The organism is Fredinandcohnia onubensis, from assembly GCF_002734215.1.
GTDB classification, from domain to species: Bacteria; Bacillota; Bacilli; order Bacillales; family Bacillaceae_L; genus Ferdinandcohnia; species Ferdinandcohnia onubensis.
In genome coordinates this window covers 98,970-115,491 of record NZ_NSEB01000010.1, presented here as the reverse complement: position 1 = coordinate 115,491, position 16,522 = coordinate 98,970, and the positions used below count along the sequence as shown (strand labels likewise).

At 37.8% G+C, this 16,522-nt stretch carries 16 protein-coding genes; 3 read left to right on the top strand and 13 right to left on the bottom strand.

The features are described from left to right. Positions 1–64 precede the first annotated feature (64 nt). From CKK03_RS11995 to CKK03_RS11980, 4 genes are all read right to left on the bottom strand, one after another. Positions 65–196 carry a YuzL family protein gene (locus CKK03_RS11995; RefSeq protein ID WP_099362815.1) on the bottom strand — a complete coding sequence of 44 codons (132 nt, stop codon included), beginning with the start codon at positions 194–196 and terminating at the stop codon, positions 65–67. Between the two features lie 78 nt (positions 197–274). Beyond that, positions 275–1,048: a class I SAM-dependent methyltransferase gene (locus tag CKK03_RS11990; RefSeq protein WP_099362814.1), complete on the bottom strand. Its 774-nt coding sequence runs from the start codon at positions 1,046–1,048 to the stop codon at positions 275–277. Between the two features lie 58 nt (positions 1,049–1,106). Beyond that, positions 1,107–1,541 (bottom strand): BrxA/BrxB family bacilliredoxin, encoded by a 435-nt coding sequence (locus CKK03_RS11985; RefSeq protein ID WP_099351593.1) that lies wholly within the window; start codon positions 1,539–1,541, stop codon positions 1,107–1,109. A 150-nt stretch (positions 1,542–1,691) separates the two neighbouring features. Further along, a complete protein-coding gene (locus tag CKK03_RS11980; RefSeq protein ID WP_099362813.1) occupies positions 1,692–2,816 on the bottom strand; it encodes a conserved virulence factor C family protein in 1,125 nt (374 codons plus the stop codon). Positions 2,817–3,156: 340 nt separating this feature from the next. Between CKK03_RS11980 and CKK03_RS11975 the strand changes: the two genes are divergently transcribed. Next, complete coding sequence (locus CKK03_RS11975) at positions 3,157–4,191, top strand: C40 family peptidase (RefSeq protein WP_099362812.1); 1,035 nt, start codon at positions 3,157–3,159, stop codon at positions 4,189–4,191. A gap of 902 nt (positions 4,192–5,093) precedes the next feature. Here the strand turns inward: CKK03_RS11975 and CKK03_RS11970 are convergent. Then, the gene (locus tag CKK03_RS11970) at positions 5,094–6,980 is read right to left on the bottom strand and encodes an ABC-F family ATP-binding cassette domain-containing protein (protein WP_099362811.1); all 1,887 of its coding nucleotides are present in this window, start codon (positions 6,978–6,980) and stop codon (positions 5,094–5,096) included. Further along, positions 6,977–7,624: an HD domain-containing protein gene (locus CKK03_RS11965; RefSeq protein ID WP_099362810.1), complete on the bottom strand. Its 648-nt coding sequence runs from the start codon at positions 7,622–7,624 to the stop codon at positions 6,977–6,979. Before CKK03_RS11965 ends, CKK03_RS11970 begins: the two co-directional genes overlap by 4 nt. A gap of 139 nt (positions 7,625–7,763) precedes the next feature. On the opposite strand from CKK03_RS11965, the gene CKK03_RS11960 reads away from it, so the two are divergent. Then, positions 7,764–8,009 (top strand): hypothetical protein, encoded by a 246-nt coding sequence (locus CKK03_RS11960; RefSeq protein WP_099362809.1) that lies wholly within the window; start codon positions 7,764–7,766, stop codon positions 8,007–8,009. Position 8,010: 1 nt separating this feature from the next. On the opposite strand, the gene CKK03_RS11955 is transcribed toward CKK03_RS11960, so the two are convergent. The 3 genes from CKK03_RS11955 to CKK03_RS11945 form a co-directional block, all read right to left on the bottom strand. Beyond that, the gene (locus CKK03_RS11955; protein ID WP_099362808.1) at positions 8,011–8,856 is read right to left on the bottom strand and encodes a DegV family protein; all 846 of its coding nucleotides are present in this window, start codon (positions 8,854–8,856) and stop codon (positions 8,011–8,013) included. A gap of 128 nt (positions 8,857–8,984) precedes the next feature. Continuing rightward, the gene (locus CKK03_RS11950) at positions 8,985–9,497 is read right to left on the bottom strand and encodes a hypothetical protein (protein WP_099362807.1); all 513 of its coding nucleotides are present in this window, start codon (positions 9,495–9,497) and stop codon (positions 8,985–8,987) included. A 50-nt stretch (positions 9,498–9,547) separates the two neighbouring features. After that, on the bottom strand, positions 9,548–11,236 hold the full coding sequence (locus CKK03_RS11945; protein ID WP_099362806.1) for a formate--tetrahydrofolate ligase: 1,689 nt from the start codon (positions 11,234–11,236) through the stop codon (positions 9,548–9,550). 198 nt (positions 11,237–11,434) lie between these two features. Between CKK03_RS11945 and metA the strand changes: the two genes are divergently transcribed. Then, positions 11,435–12,340 carry a homoserine O-acetyltransferase MetA gene (metA, locus tag CKK03_RS11940; protein ID WP_099362805.1) on the top strand — a complete coding sequence of 302 codons (906 nt, stop codon included), beginning with the start codon at positions 11,435–11,437 and terminating at the stop codon, positions 12,338–12,340. Positions 12,341–12,375: 35 nt separating this feature from the next. On the opposite strand, the gene CKK03_RS11935 is transcribed toward metA, so the two are convergent. From CKK03_RS11935 to CKK03_RS11920, 4 genes are all read right to left on the bottom strand, one after another. Beyond that, positions 12,376–13,056, bottom strand: coding sequence for a class I SAM-dependent methyltransferase (locus CKK03_RS11935; protein WP_099362804.1), 681 nt, complete (start codon positions 13,054–13,056; stop codon positions 12,376–12,378). A gap of 18 nt (positions 13,057–13,074) precedes the next feature. Next, positions 13,075–13,437, bottom strand: a complete 363-nt coding sequence (locus tag CKK03_RS11930; protein WP_099362803.1) for an SCP2 sterol-binding domain-containing protein — start codon at positions 13,435–13,437, stop codon at positions 13,075–13,077. Between the two features lie 75 nt (positions 13,438–13,512). Further along, positions 13,513–14,121 (bottom strand): TetR/AcrR family transcriptional regulator, encoded by a 609-nt coding sequence (locus CKK03_RS11925; protein WP_099362802.1) that lies wholly within the window; start codon positions 14,119–14,121, stop codon positions 13,513–13,515. 139 nt (positions 14,122–14,260) lie between these two features. Then, positions 14,261–16,441: a DNA topoisomerase III gene (locus CKK03_RS11920; protein ID WP_099362801.1), complete on the bottom strand. Its 2,181-nt coding sequence runs from the start codon at positions 16,439–16,441 to the stop codon at positions 14,261–14,263. Positions 16,442–16,522: the final 81 nt, after the last annotated feature.

Genomic DNA, 16,522 nt, shown 5'->3' with positions numbered 1-16,522 from the left:
ATAGTAAAAACCCGCTTATTAAGCGGGCTTTATTTTTGTAGTAATATGTAATACAACGTTTTGGTTACATCTTCTTTTTCTTACGTCTAGACGAATCCATTTCCATTCGTCCCGTTTCTTTATTGGTAGTACCTTGTCCCTCTACATCTGCAGAACCTAATCCGATTGTTGAAGGGTCCTTTTTACGTTTTGCCATGTTCATCACCTCCGTACGTTATTTAAAGTATCCAAAGGTGTGGCAAAATATCCTGCATTAACGGGCCGTAACTCCTCTTTAAACCTCAATCACTCCAAAATGGAATTTTGCAGTTTTTCGTTTATAAACGGTAAAACCGTATTTCTCAAATTGTTTACTTTTCCAATGATCTTTTAGCACTACTTTTTTCTTAGCCACTCGCTTTGCTGCTTCAATTGCTTCAGGACTTAATGTGGAGTAAATTGCAAAATTACGGAGACCCCTTATCCCTTCTGATTCTTCAATTGTCTCCTCAAACATTGGGTCAAAATACACAATATCAAAGCTATTCGGGGGACAGCTAGTTAAAAAGCTTTCATAAGTATCGTACATCACATCAATCCGAGACATCGCTTCGTTCATTATCGAATTTCCGGTATCCCAGCTCTTTAACCCACCCTTTAAAAGATAATACAGATACTTGTTTCCTTCTAGGGAGGTTACTTTTCCTGTCTCACCCACAACGAAACTCGCTACAATGCTATCCGACCCCAAGCCTAAAGTACAGTCTAAAATTGAGTTACCTTGGGTAAGACCAGAAGCTTGAATAAAGGGATCATGTTCACCATTCATTATTCTTTTCATTCGAAACATGGCAGAGTTGGGATGGAAGAAAAGTGGCTCTTCACCATGTAAAGGATAGATTTCAATCCGATTTTTTCCTACAACAAGAACATCTTCGTTAGTTTGTTCTTGTAACTTTGCGATAGAACGCTTTTTTCTTTCGATAAAAGTAACATTGAGTTCCAGTGCAGTATTTTTAGCCAACTCAACCATTTCATCATCTGTTCTCCCTGCTGTCGTTACAATCATATAATCACCTATTTGAACAAAAAAGGATGTCGTAGTGACATCCTTTTGAATTCCTATTTTAGCAATGCTTATTTAATGCGGAAGTTATGTTTTCCATGATTGCTTCCATTGAATTTGATTCAATTTCATGTCTTGGAATGAAGTGAACAACTTCCTTACCTTTTAATAAAGCCATTGATGGAGATGATGGCTCGATGCCTTCGAAATACTCTCTCATCTTTGCTGTTGCGTCTTTATCCTGACCTGCAAATACAGTTACAAGTTGATCAGGTTTCTTCTCGTTATTAAGAACTGCTTGAGTGACAGCAGGTCTTGCAAGTCCAGCAGCACAACCACATACAGAATTTACGACCACTAGTGTGGTACCTTCTGTTTTTTCCATGAAGTTTTCTACTTCTTCTTCTGTTTGAAGCTCTTCAAAGCCTGCAACAACAAGTTCTTGACGCATCGGCTTCACAATTTGCTTCATATATTCATCATATGCCATTGACATAAAAATCCCTCCCAATTCAAATTCGATAAACTTAGCATACTATAGATGACCAAGCAAAATCAATTTTCAAACATCCAATCTATACCAATGTTTTTTATATTCTGGAGATAAACCCCCACAATGTTTGATAAAAAGCGGATGAAACTCCGATTAGTTATTACGGCTTTCAGTCATTTGCTTCCATACAGAGCCTTTTGCCTCTTCTCCACCTTCAATTCGTTCGATGGCTAATTTGATTTGCATTTTCACTTCGAATTCCGGATCGTTTTCAACTGCTTTTAGAGCATCTAATGCAGACTCGTCTCCAACCTCGAATAAAAACATCGCTGCGCGCCATCTTACAAGCTTACTCGGATCCTTCAATGCCTCGCACATAGCTTCTATTGCAGCAGGGTCACCGATATCTGACAAACAATCACCTGCTGTTCTTCTAACAGTAACTGACTTATCCTTTAAAGCCACATACAAATAAGGTAACACTGAAGGCTTTTCAATCATGCCTAAATACACAGTCGCTAAACGACGAATAGAAGGCTTTTCATCTTTCAATGCTTTAGCAAGGACAGGAATATCCTCCTCTTCTGGATCCATTTGTTCCAGACTTGCATAGCGTTTTGTCCATTCAGGGTCATCCAACATCTCCAAAGTAACTTTATAGGATTGCCTTTTTTGGACAGTTGGAGCAGAAGTTTGCTCTGAAATTTGTTTAACAAGGCGGTCAAGTCTTTCTTTGGAATAAGCAGCAGATAGTTCATCGACAACTTCTTTCCCTATTTCGTCATGATTGCCGTATCGAACACCTTGTTCCTTCCATTCTCTTTCTAGCACAACATTACCTGAAACCTCTTGTGCACGCAGCAATGCTTTCCGAAACACATCAGGTAATCCAAATCGGAATTCCTGTTCACCGTCATGAAGCTTAACCTGCATCGGAAGACCTTTGTACATTTGAACAAAAACCTTTACTTCTCCAAAATGCTCATCCAGCTTTGGAGCTTCGTTTTCGCCTTCTGTGACAACTTCCCCAAAAACCTTTCGAACCTTTGGTAGTAGTTCCTGCCAATCATACCTCGCATTTCGTTCAACCGCTAGGAAATCTGCTACGTGGTAGACTCCTTTAATACCTTCAATTGCCAAGATTTCTTTAATAAGTGGTGGTGCTTGATCTATGTTTTCTTTCTTATAATTATTGCTTTTCCCCTTTGGTAGTTCCTCGTCTAAAATAATTTTCATTGTATTCGGACTAGGTGTTGGTTCAATTGATTTAATTTTCACATCTACCGCTCCTTCTCCTACTAAGTATACTATCGTAATTGTAGCACACGAAATAACCATATATCCATTTTGAAAACTTATACTTCACCGATTAGTCCTTGTCTTATTTTAGCGCTTAAGTACTAATTATCCGAACTTTTGTCATAATGGCTTATTTAACTCAATATCATAAATGTGTGTTCATTAAGAGTTGTTTTCGCTTTTGTTGTACTAAGGATTGGAAACAGGTATACATTTTTTTGATGAGTTAGAGTACTCCATCAAATCCATAGCCTTTCTCTACAACAAACCTTTCGAAAACTATACTATTTTGCTTTCGCAAACACCAAGGAGGTCTTCAATGAAAAAACGCTATGGAACACGCGAAGCCATTGTCGTGACATCTTTAGCTGCTGGATTTTTCTTCGGCGCCCCACTTGCAGCTGATGCAACTGAAAAGCAGAATTTGGATCCATTACTAGACAAAAACTATCAATTCGATACAAAACAGGAATTACGCTATGGTCATACAGGATACCCAGTCCGTTTTCTTCAATTCGAATTACATAAGTTAAATTTTTATTATGAAACAATCGATGGTCACTATGGAGAAACTACTCAAGAAGCTGTAAAGAGATTCCAAGAATTATATGATTTGAAGATGGACGGAATTGCTGGTGAAACAACATTAGAGAAATTAAATGAAGTCATCATACAGCCAAAGCCCCCTTTCTACTCTGTTGGTGACGAGGGGGCAGAGGTCAAACAGCTACAATCCAAATTAAACAAATTAAACTATTATAGTGGTTTAATAGATGGGAAGTTTGAATCCGTCACAGAGGCAAGTGTGAAGGCATATCAAAAGAAGTTCAACCTAGAAGAAAATGGGCTTGCCACAGACGAAACCATTGATCACATTATGAAAAACAAAAATGTCAGGGGGCTAACCATAAAAAAAGTAAAAGTGGTTACAGCTCGGACACAGTCAAATTCAACTACCGAAACAGTTAAAAGCACAGTTGAACCGATGGAAACTCCACCTGTTGATGGTAGTGTGATATCGATCGCGATGAATTACATGGGGGTTCCTTATGTCTGGGGTGGAACGTCACCAAGTGGATTTGATTGTAGTGGTTTTTTACAATATGTGTTTGCGGAAAAAGGAGTTAACGTCCCACGAACTGTTTCTGGAATATGGAATCAAGGTGCGAGCGTATCGGCACCAAGTGTTGGGGACTTGGTCTTTTTCCAAACCTATAAACCAGGTCCATCCCATGCTGGTATTTATCTTGGCGACAATAAATTTATCCATGCTGATTCCACTGACGGTGTGAGTGTTGATGATATGACGATCAACTACTGGCAATCACGATATTTAGGCGCGAAAAGATTATAAAGGCCCGGCATTAAGCCTAAATAGTTCGAAAAACGTGGTAAAAATCCAAAATCAGGGGTTAAATAATATAAGAATTAGTTTAATAAATTACAAGGTAATAACTCATAAAAAGGCTAGAGGGTATTTTTCCAGACCTCGAGCTTTTTTGACTTTAATTTTCAAAAATGTAAAAAGTGTTGTATTTTTGTATTATTTTTAAGTTAAGAACAGATAAAAACATAAGTAAAAAAGAAATGCGTATGCTTTTATATAGAATGGCAGTATGAAATCATCCGTAAAATCCAATAAATGGTAGAAACATTTTCGAAATATATTAAAAATGTAATAAATATCCATTTATGTATTATTTTTAAGTAATAAAGCAATAAAAGCATACGTAAAATGGATATACGTATGCTTTTATATAGATTGGCAGTATGAATTCATTCGTAAAATCCAATAAATGGTAGAAAAAATTTCGAAATATATTAAAAATGTAATAAATACCCATTTGTGTATTATTTTTAAGTAAAAATGTGATAAAAGCATACGTAAAATGGATATACGTATGCTTTTATATAGATTGGCAGTATGAATTCATTCACAAAACCCAATAAATGGTAGAATTAGTTTCGAAAGATATATAAAATGTAATAAATATCCATTTGTGTATCGTTTTTAAATAATAAAGCAATAAAAGCATACGCAAAAGAGAAATGCGTATGCTTTTATCTAGATTGCTCAATGAAGTCATTCGTAAAATCCAAAAAAAGGTAATGTTGATTCCAAAGACGACTAATTTTAAAACCATAATTATATAAACGAAAATAGTGATACTTTTTACTGTATTAAAAGGTCTGTTAATTCTTATGCTATTTACAATATTTCTCTACAATAACCGCAATACTTAAGCCGAGCCTTTTTTAGTCATTCACAAGTTCAGATAGTTCTGCCCATCTTTCAAGTAAGTGGTCTAGTACTTCTGATTCCTTCGCATGATCATCCATTGCCTGCTGTGCCTTTTGATAATCACTTCCGGCTGCTTCAATTTCTTTAACAAGAGCTGCAACCTTCTCCTCTTGGGCTTCAATTTTCCCCTCAATCTCATCCCATTCAAGCTGATCCTTGTAGGAAAGCTTCTTTTTCTTTGGTTTCGGCGCCTCTTGTGCAGGTATTTTTTCGATTTTTTCTTTTTGTACCGACTTCGCAGCCTCAACTGAATTTTTCTCGAGGTAATCTGTGTAATCTCCAAAATAAGTTGAAATTTTGTGCCCCTCTTCAAAAATTAACAATTGGTCTGTCACTTTATCTAAGAAGTATCGGTCATGTGAAACAGTAATTACAACACCAGGGAAGTCCTCTAAATAATCCTCTAATACTGTTAACGTATGGGTATCCAAATCATTCGTAGGCTCATCCAGTAACAACACATTCGGCTCACCCATGATAATCTTCAACAAATACAAACGTCTTCGTTCCCCACCAGAAAGCTTGCGAATCGGTGTACCATGGGTATGCATTGGGAATAAAAACCGCTCTAGCATTTGCGCTGCTGATATCATTTTACCATCAAGGGTATGAATCATTTCCGCCGTTTCTTTAATATACTCAATCATTCGTTTGTTAAGGTCCATATCTATGCTTTCCTGAGTATAATAGCTGAGCTTGACTGTTTGTCCAATCTCGATTTCGCCCGTATCTACAGGAACTTGACCTGCAATGATATTTAATAATGTGGATTTCCCGCTTCCATTACGTCCAACAATTCCGATTCGGTCACCTGGTTTTACAAGTAAATTTACATCCTCTAGAATCTTCGTTCCACCAAAACTCTTTGAAACATTTTTCAATTCTATTACTTTTTTACCTAGTCGACTACCACCAACTGAAATATCAAGCGAATCCGTATTTACTGTCTTCTTTGCATTCTCAATTTCCTCAAAACGTTGAATCCGTGCTTTTTGCTTTGTCGTTCTCGCTTTAGCACCACGACGAATCCAAGCAAGTTCACGTCGATATAGGTTTTGTCGCTTAAGTTCAGATGCTTGCTCCTGTTCCATTCGAAGTGCTTTTGCCTCTAAGAAGCTACTATAGTTTCCGGTATAAGTGTAAAGCTGTCCTTCATCAAGCTCAATGATTCGGTTCGTAACACGGTCTAAGAAATAACGATCATGCGTGACAACTAGTAGTGCTCCATTGTATTTTGCAAGGTAGTCTTCCAGCCACTTAATTGTATCGTAATCTAAATGGTTGGTAGGCTCATCCAAAATCAATAGGTCCGGAACTTCAATTAAGCTTTGGGCCAATGCCACGCGCTTCTTCTGGCCACCTGACAGTTTCATCACGTCCTGAGAAAAGTCGTTAATTCCAAGCTTTGATAACACCGCTTTTGCGTTCGAGTTTGCCTCCCACGCATTTGCGGCATCCATTTTTTGTTGCAGGTCATATAATTTCTCCTGATTCACTGTGTTCATCGAATCTTTTTCAATCTGAATCATCGCTTCCTCATATTCCTTTAATAATCGGAGGAGTGGTGTACTGCCTTGGAATACTTGGTCAAGAACCGTATTCCCTTCGTTAAATTCAGGTTGTTGCGGTAAATAGCTAATTGTATATCCCTTTGAATGAGTAATCTCACCGCGGTCCGCTTCTTCTACACCGGCAATGATTTTTAATAACGTCGATTTTCCAGTTCCATTCACACCGATTATACCGATTCGCTCATTATCTGTAATGCTGAATGAGATATCCTCAAACAATGTTTTTTCGGCATAGCTTTTTGCTAAACCTTCAACCGTTAAAAGCCTCATAACTGTCCATTCCATTCTTTATAAAATTGATCAAGAAACGATGTCATGAAATCATGACGTTCCTGGGCTGCTTTTTTTGCTGCATTTGTATTAAGTGTGTCTTTTAACTTTAATAATTTTTCATAAAAATGATTGACTGCCGTTGATTTACCATTTCGGTACTCTTCCTTTGTCATGCTTTCACGAAAAGGAAGCTCTGGGTCATAGATTAAATCACCGTGTGCCCCCGCATAAGCAAAGGTTCTTGCAATACCGATTGCACCAATTGCATCTAAACGATCAGCATCTTGAACGACCTGTCCTTCAATTGTTTTCATAGGTGGTCGACTGCCGCCCTTAAAGGACATTGTTGAGATGATTTCAATGACTTCCTCTTGTTCAGATTCCGTTATTTGTAAAGATGAAAGCCAGTTCCGTACTTTCATGAGGCCTTCCTCTTCTGATTTATTTAATTTCTCGTCTGCCACGTCATGTAACAATGCTGCCATTTCTACGACAAATAAATTGGCATTTTCTTTTTCACCAATTTGCAACGCTGCTTTTCTAACGCGTTCTATATGCCACCAGTCATGACCACTGCTATCATGTTGCAAAATATTTTTCACAAAAGTAGTTGTTGCTTCAATTATTTTTTGCTGCTCCATCGTATCCTCCACTACCATCAATATCGTAACCATTGTATCATATTCTAGCTCCAACTAAACTGTCGCGCACTACAAAACACATGCATAAACTATAAAAAGCCAGAGTAAACTCTGGCAAAGTGAAAGGTGGTAAAAATATATGTTTAATCCAAAAGGGTTAAATCGGGAAATTGGAACTGCATGGTATGGACGTCATGTTGTATTGATTACGTGTAATCCCACTACAAATCAATTTTTACAACTTCATAAGAGCCTTCATGCTCCCACTGAACCGCCAAATCCAAATTGTGCGGAAACAATCTCCCAATTTTTAAGCATTGGGTACAATATCGCAGCTATTGCCCCCCTATCTCATAACGAAATACAATACATCCTAGTTAAATAGACTATTTATTCATCCAACTAAGCCCAATTGTATTTTCACCAGCATGTACCCCAATCGCAACACCAAGAGGGTACGCATTAATCGTAATATGGTCTGGTGTAAATTCTCGAATAAGTTGCTCCCATTCCTTAGTCTTAGAATCGTCCAAGCCATATAAAATATAGACCTCTTCCACATGATTTTTCGCGATGGCATCCTTCAGATAACCTAGTATTTTACTTGTTGCTTTATTTTCAGAGCGTACTTTTTCTTTTACTGAAAGCGCACCATCGTTTATTTGGATGACTGGCTTTATTTGAAGCATGCTCCCAAGGAAATATTGGGCCGTGTTCATTCGTCCACTTCGGTGCAATTGCTCTAAACTGCCGATAATAACGTAGGTTTCAAATCTCTCAGCTAAATCAACGATATGTTTTTCAACGTCTGATACTGCCCCACCATCCTGTAGAAGCTTCATCCCTTCCTTCATTAATTTTGTCATCGGATAGGTAAGGATTTTTGAATCAATGACTGTTACTGGAATATCCACTAATTCTGCAGCTTGTCTTGCTGACGAAACGGTTCCACTTAATTTTTCCGAGATATGCAACGAGATAATCTCATCATATTTTTCTTCGAGACTATTATATAATTCTACAAAGCTTCCAATGGAAGGCTGTGATGTTTTTGGGATGGTCTTTGCCGTTTTCAATCGTTCAAAAAATTGTGCAGGTGTAATTGTAACTCCATCAAGATATTCTTCCTCATCAAAAAAGACTGTCATTGGAATCACATAAATATCCTCATGGTTCAAAAGTTCCTCATCTAAAAATCCTGTACTATCTGTAACCCATGCAATTTTCCCCATAAAATCGCCCCCTTAACAAATAACCATTATCACTATATTACTATATATGCTCTTACTATATCATAAAAAACACTAAATTATCAGAAAATTTAATCCTTTAGTCGTAAAAAAAAGAGGCGAGATTGCCCCTAAGTTGTAGCGGTATGTAGTTGATGAATCGTCTCAATGATATAGTCAACCATTTCAAGTAAATCATCAATATGATCTTCTTGTATTAATCGATGAAAAGTAATTTTACTATTGTTCGTATATTGATTTCTCGTACCATATTGAAAAGAAATTTCCTGTTGGATTTCCCTTTCGTCACCCCAGATGGTGGTTAATACTCGTTCAATACTTGAGCATACATCCAGGGATTTGAGTTTAAAAATAAACCCTATTTCCAGATAACACCCTGGTTTATTCTCATCAAGGCTTCGTAGTTCAGTAACAAGATTATCAAGGTCAACTTTCAAGTTAATATAGGCTTGAATTTCATCAATAGTTTTATCCTTAAAGGTAATGCGATATTGCCTACCCATTTTCGCCATTTCCACTTGATCCTGACGATCTGTTATTAAGAGCTGTCCTTCTAGATCTAAATCATAAAGAGCTCCCTCGATTACAACCTTTAAGTTATCAAATACGGTTGGATCAAACATAAAATATACCTTCCTTTTTGGTAAAAAGGGGGAGATCCCCCTATCACTGTCTAAAATAATCCTACAGCTTTTCCTTCTTCAGTCACATCCATATTTAGTGCCGATGGCTTTTTCGGTAGCCCGGGCATCGTCATGACATCACCCGTTAGAGCTACGATGAATCCAGCGCCGATAGATGGACGGAACTCACGTATTGTAATTGTAAAATCCGTTGGTCTTCCGAGCAATGTTGGATCATCTGAGAGTGAGTATTGAGTTTTTGCCATACAAACTGGAAGATTGCTCCACCCGAATTTTTCAAAATCAATCATTTGTTTTTTCGCTTTACTCGAGAACTCAACATCTTTTGCACCATAAACAGTTTTAGCAATTGCCCTTACTTTCTCTTCAATAGTGGCTGATAATTCGTAAATAGGTGCATAGTGATTCTCACTATTTTCAATTGTCTCGAGTACCTTCTTAGCAAGCTCCCCTCCACCTTCGCCGCCTTTTTCCCATACTTCTGTAAGAGCAACAGGATAAGAATGTTCCGCACACCAAGATTCAATTTTTTCAACTTCTTTTTCTGTATCTGTAACAAATCGGTTAATCGCCACTACAAATGGCAGTCCGAATGCTTGAATGGTTTCAATATGTTTTTGAAGGTTCTCTAAACCTTTCGCTAAAGCTTCCACATTCTCTTCAGTTAAATTTTCCTTTTTAACGCCACCATGCATTTTTAAAGCTCGGTTAGTTGCAACAATGACAACCGCTTCTGGCTTAATATCTGCATATCTTGCTTTAATGTCGAGGAATTTCTCGGCTCCAAGATCCGCACCAAAACCACCCTCTGTTAACACATAATCAGCTAATTTTGCTGCCATTTTTGTGGCAATTACACTATTACAGCCATGAGCGATATTAGCAAAAGGTCCACCGTGAATAAGAGCTGGTGTGTGTTCAAGTGTTTGAACTAAATTCGGTTTAAGAGCATCCTTTAATAAAAGAGTAAGCGCGCCCTCTGCTCCTAGGTCTGCTGCTGTAACCGGTTGTTTATGTATATTATAAGCTACTACTATTTTTGATAGTCTTCTCTTCAAATCCTGTATGTCGGTTGCAAGACAGAAAATCGCCATAATTTCTGATGCTACGGTAATATCAAAACCGTCCTCACGAGGTACACCTTGAGTCGGTCCTCCCAACCCAACTACAACATTTCGTAGCGCACGGTCATTTAAATCAACAACCCGCTTCCATGTGACACGTCTGACATCAATTTGAAGTTCATTTCCTTGATGGATATGATTGTCAAGTAATGCTGATAGTGTGTTATTTGCTGTTGTTATCGCATGAAAATCTCCTGTAAAATGCAGATTTATGTCCTCCATTGGGATCACCTGTGAATATCCACCACCCGTTGCACCACCTTTGATTCCCATAGTTGGTCCTAGGGATGGTTCTCTCATCGCAACCATTGCACTTTTTCCAAGCTTAGCAAGTCCTTGTCCAAGACCCACAGTAACTGTAGATTTTCCTTCCCCTGCCGGCGTAGGATTAATGGACGTTACAAGGATGACTTTACCGTCTTCTTTTTGTTCAAGACGCTTCAACACGTCTAAGGAAATTTTTGCTTTGTAATGACCATAGGGTTCTAGTTCTTCTTCAAGTAAATCTAACTGGTCTGCAATCTCCTTGATTGGCTTTAACTCAGCCTCTTGAGCAATTTCAATATCAGACTTATACTTTGTTGATAAACCCATGCACAATACCCCCAAGACTTTTTTAATAAACAAACTTCCTTTACCTCTTTATCTTACCTTATTTGACACATAGGTATAAAGTGAAACTTCTATTTATTCCCTTCCTTCACCACATAAAACAAGTAAAGATTTTTTATTTGATATTCTTGTGTGAATTGTTGTAAAATTTCAATTATAAGAAACTAGGAGATGATAGGATTGCCAATTAATATACCTCATGATTTACCGGCAAAAGAAGTATTAGAATCTGAAAATATATTTGTAATGGATGAAGATCGCGCCTATAGTCAGGACATTCGTCCACTTAATATAGTAATCTTAAACATTATGCCAGAAAAAGAACGAACTGAAACTCAGCTCCTAAGACTACTTGGAAACTCCCCATTGCAGCTGAATATTACACTACTATTCCCAGAAACGCATGTCGCAAAAAACACGGGAAAGAATCATCTTGATAAATTTTACACTTCCTTTTCTGCCATTAAGCACAGAAGGTTTGATGGAATGATCATTACAGGTGCACCGATTGAGCATCTTTCATTTGAGGATGTGAACTATTGGCAAGAGCTAAAAGAAATTATGGATTGGACAAAAACCAACGTAACCTCCACATTACATATTTGCTGGGGTGCACAAGCCGGACTTTATTATCATTATGGAGTTAAAAAATACCCTCTACCTGAAAAATGTACGGGTGTGTTTCACCACCATTTGGTCAATAAGGATGTGAATTTGGTTCGCGGCTTTGATGATTTGTATTTTGTACCGCATTCCCGGTTTACTGAGGTAAAACTTGAGGAAATTAAAAATACTGAAGAATTAACACTTTTATCTTTTTCAGATGATGCAGGTGTGTGCCTAGTAGCTTCAAACGACGGAAAGCAAATTTTTCTTACTGGCCACCCTGAATATGATGTTAATACGTTAAAAGAGGAATATGAACGGGACCTCGCTAAAGGAAAGGTCATTATTCCTGCTAATTATTTTCCAAACAATGACCCGGCCAATTCACCGGTTCACAGCTGGAGATCACACTCTTATCTATTGTTTGCAAATTGGCTCAATTATTATGTTTATCAAGAAACTCCATATGACTGGGAATGATAGAAGGTATCTCGGGTTCGAGATACCTTTTTTTCTTACTCCTTTTTTAAAATAAACACCCACATAAACGATAATGCTTGTTTTAGTTCTTTGGGTAATCCCTTCGTTGCTTCTACTTTCACAGCATCCTTATAAACAGGCTGACCATCAACTACTCGCCAGCCATTTTCCGATACCAATTGCTCAAATTCCCAGGGCATCATCGTATTTTGGATGACGGTCTCCCCATACAAGCGTCGATATGCATGTTGCCTTGGTCCTGCCGTAGGACCTAATAACCCAACACAAAAGATACCTCCTGGTTTCGTCACACGCCTGATTTCATTGACGGCTTGGAGCGGTATCTCAGTCCACTCAATTGAGTTAATCGCCATGATACCTGAAAAAGTTTCATCCTCAAAAGGAAGACCTGTCAAATCGCCTTGTGTAAATGAAAGGTTTTCTGATTGACTCCTTTGATTGGCTTTTTCAATCATTTCAGCTGAAATGTCAACGCCAACTACTTGAAACCCACGCTCAGAAAGTAAAAATGAGCCATAACCGTCACCACAGCCTGCATCCAAAATATGAGCTTTATCCTCTAAGTGCTTTAAAAAATACGGAATAATAGTGGATCGGCTTCCGGAATTCCACATTTCTTGGCTTTGCTTTCTCCAAAAGTCAGCACGACCATCCCATTGCTTTTCAGCTTCTTTATGCCATTTGAAATCGGCCATCCTGATCACCTCTCTATCTTATAGATGTTCTTTTAGATTATATTCGCGTAATAGTCCTTCTAATTTAATTGCTTTTCCAATATCACCTTTCATTTTTAATTTCCCTGTCATAAAAGCAGCAGTTCCACCTAGCTTTCCAATTAAAAACTGCCTAAAGTTTGCAAGTGAAAGAATTAATGTACAATTTGCACCTTCAGAAGCCTCTAATATCTTTGCCTGACCATCCGCAAGCTGAAGTTGATAACTTGCTTCTTCATCTCCTGTAATGTTGAATTGATAGATAACATTAAAGCCTTCAATTGGTCCTGGGTTATGGTTAATCACTTCTTCAATTCTTTGCATCATTTCAGATAACGTGTAACTCTCGATACCATTTGTCATGTAAGCATCCTCCCAATTATTAAATATATTTACAAAACAATGAGTACGAAGTCGTATTCTTCATACAAAAAAAGATTATTCCTGCATTCCAAGATTCACAAAGGCTGAAATAACGATTCGGTTTAATAATCTAGAGATTCCCTCAAAATCAAATGTCTCGTCTTCATTGTTAAAAAAGTTTTGCATAATAACTTCATTAATTGCACCAACCATTGCTTGAGCCACGATTCGCATTTCCGTCTTTGAAACAGTTTTGGGTAACTCTGTCTGTACTGTTTGCAGAATAATAGATGCAAACACTTGGTGAGACCTTTGGCGTACCAATTCAACATTACGCGACACTCCAACTGATTCAACCAATAATATTTGAGCAACATTTTTATTTTCAAAACAAATTTGGATATACCGATTGATCCCAGCAAACGCTTTGTATGACATGCTTTCTTCTAGTGAGATTGCTAGTTTAACTTCCTCAGACATTTCGTTGCCGAGCTGTTCAAACAAGGCAACCATGATATCTTCCTTACTTTTAAAATGCTGATAGAAGGTTGTCTTTGAAACTCTCGCCATTTCGACAATTTCAAGCACAGATGTCTTTTGATACCCCAGTTCTGTAAACAACTTAAGTCCAGCAAATAAAAGTTTTTCTCTTGCCTCTATCGGCATCTCCGTTACAAATAACAAGTCAATCCATCCATTCTCTTAGTACGTGTACGTATCAGTCGTTCTTTATCAATTATACAACCTGGTCTTATTTGGTTCAATGTAGTTTTTTGAAAATTTTAAAAAGAGAGAAAAGACATTTCGTCTTTTCTCTTACATTTTAATTATTATTTAGTACTTTTGCCGGAAATTCAAATTCTATTTTCCCTGTTTGGTCATTCCATTTAAGGTATGCATCAAACATTTTACTTTCTTTTTTGAAGCCTTTTATTAAGTTTGTCTTATTTGCTGAAAGTAACTTTTGAACATTTGTTTTTGTGATTGTTTTTCCTAAGATCTTCCCTGAAATTGTGAATTGGCAGCCTTTTGTTTTATAGTTTGCACAACCATAAAATTTGCCTTTATTGATGACCTCTCCACCACATTTTTTACAGGTTCCTACGACTGTACCGATTTCTTTTTTATTATAAGAGCTTTTTTGAGAACTAACATTTTCAATATTGATACTTGAAAAATCCCAAGTATCACTTTGTACCTTAGCATCATCCACAATTTTTTGGGAAAGCTTTTTCGTCTGAATCATAAATGAGGCTGGTGAAGCTTTACCTTGTCCTATTTCATGAAGACGCTGTTCCCATTTCGCTGTCATTTCAGGAGATGCAAGGATTTTTTCACCAATCACATCGATTAATAGAATCCCTTTTTCTGTTGCAAATACTTGGTTTTTCTCGACGTTTATATAGTTCCGTTGTTTTAACATTGTGATAATACCTGCGCGTGTTGCTTCGGTGCCAAGTCCTTCCGTTTTGGCAAGTATTTTCTCTAGCTCATCATTGTCAATATGCTTACCTGCCGTCTTCATTAAGGTAATCAACTGTCCTTCAGTGTAGCGTTTCGGTGGCTGTGTTTTTCCCTCTTTTGTGTAACTGTTTTCGACAACTCCAGCTTCCCCCTTTTCAAGGGCGGGCAGGATTACATCCTCATCCTTTGAATTCTCCTCGAAGAGCACTTTTCTCCACCCTTCCTGAAGCTTTACCTTGCCCTTTGTTACAAATTCAGCGCGCTTATCTACTAATGTTTTTACGGTTGTATAGTTAAAAATAGCAGGCTTGTAGTGCGCGGCTATCAAGCGTTTTACGATTAGATCATAAATCTTCTTCTCATCACCAGATAGCTTTGCAGGATGTGGAACCTGCTCAGTTGGAATAATTGCATAGTGATCAGTCACTTTTTTCTCATTGACGTAACGAGAATTATTCATAATCGACACATTAGGTGTTGGAAAATAAGCCTTATAGTCTTCCAGTTTTTCAAGCTTTGAAAAAACTTCTGGGATTGTCTGTGCTTCCCCTTTTGTTATATAGCTTGAATCCGAACGGGGATAGGAAATAATTCCCTTCGTATATAGGCTTTGTGCGACATCCAATGTCTTTTTTGGTGAGAATTTAAATGCTTTGTTTGCCGTTGCTTGAAGACTCGACAAATTAAATAGTAAAGGTGGCTGATATTCTTTCTTCTCCGTTTCCACTTCAGCAATTTCCGCAGGCTTATCCTGACAAAATGCCGCGATCCTTTCCGCCATGTCTTGTGAAGAAAGCCGCGATTCATTATCCTTCATCCATTTCCCTTCATACTGTTTACCATTTATTTGGAAGTTGGCGAAAACCTCCCAAAATGGCTCAGATTTGAAATTCGCAATTTCTTTTTCACGTTTTACAATCAAGGCCAAAGTCGGTGTTTGAACTCTTCCTGCTGAAAATACATCAGATACTCCTTTTTGCTTAAGTAGTAATGTGTAGACTCTAGACGCATTCATCCCAACAATCCAATCGGCACAGGCCCGTGCCTTCGCTTCAAAGTATAGGTTTCTAGTATCCTCCTCCATTAATAGATTTTGAAAACCATCCTTCACTGCTTTTTCCGTTAAAGATGAAATCCATAATCGTTTTAACGGCTTACTTACCTTGGCCATTTCAATAATATTACGGATGATTAGTTCTCCCTCACGACCAGCATCACCTGCATGAATGATTTCTGTTATCTCTGGTTTACGAAGGAGATTTTTTATAATGGTAAACTGTTTCCATTTTGATTTCATGACCCGATATGAGAAATGGTCGGGAATGAGGGGGAGTGTTTCGATCCGCCACTTTTTCCAGGCAGGATTATATTCTTCGGGGGGAAGCAACTCACAAATATGGCCAACTGCCCATGTAAAGTAAGCACCCTTCGGAAATAATGGATCGGGCGAAACCTCAATAAACCCTTGAGATTTTTTACTCCTAAATGGAGCCGCAAGCTTCATCGCTTGGTCTGGTTTTTCCGCGATAATAACCTTCATCTTATTCCTCTTTTCAATTACACTACTAAGATTATTTTATCAAAACTTTATGATTCATAGAAATACAGATTTTGGTGGGAG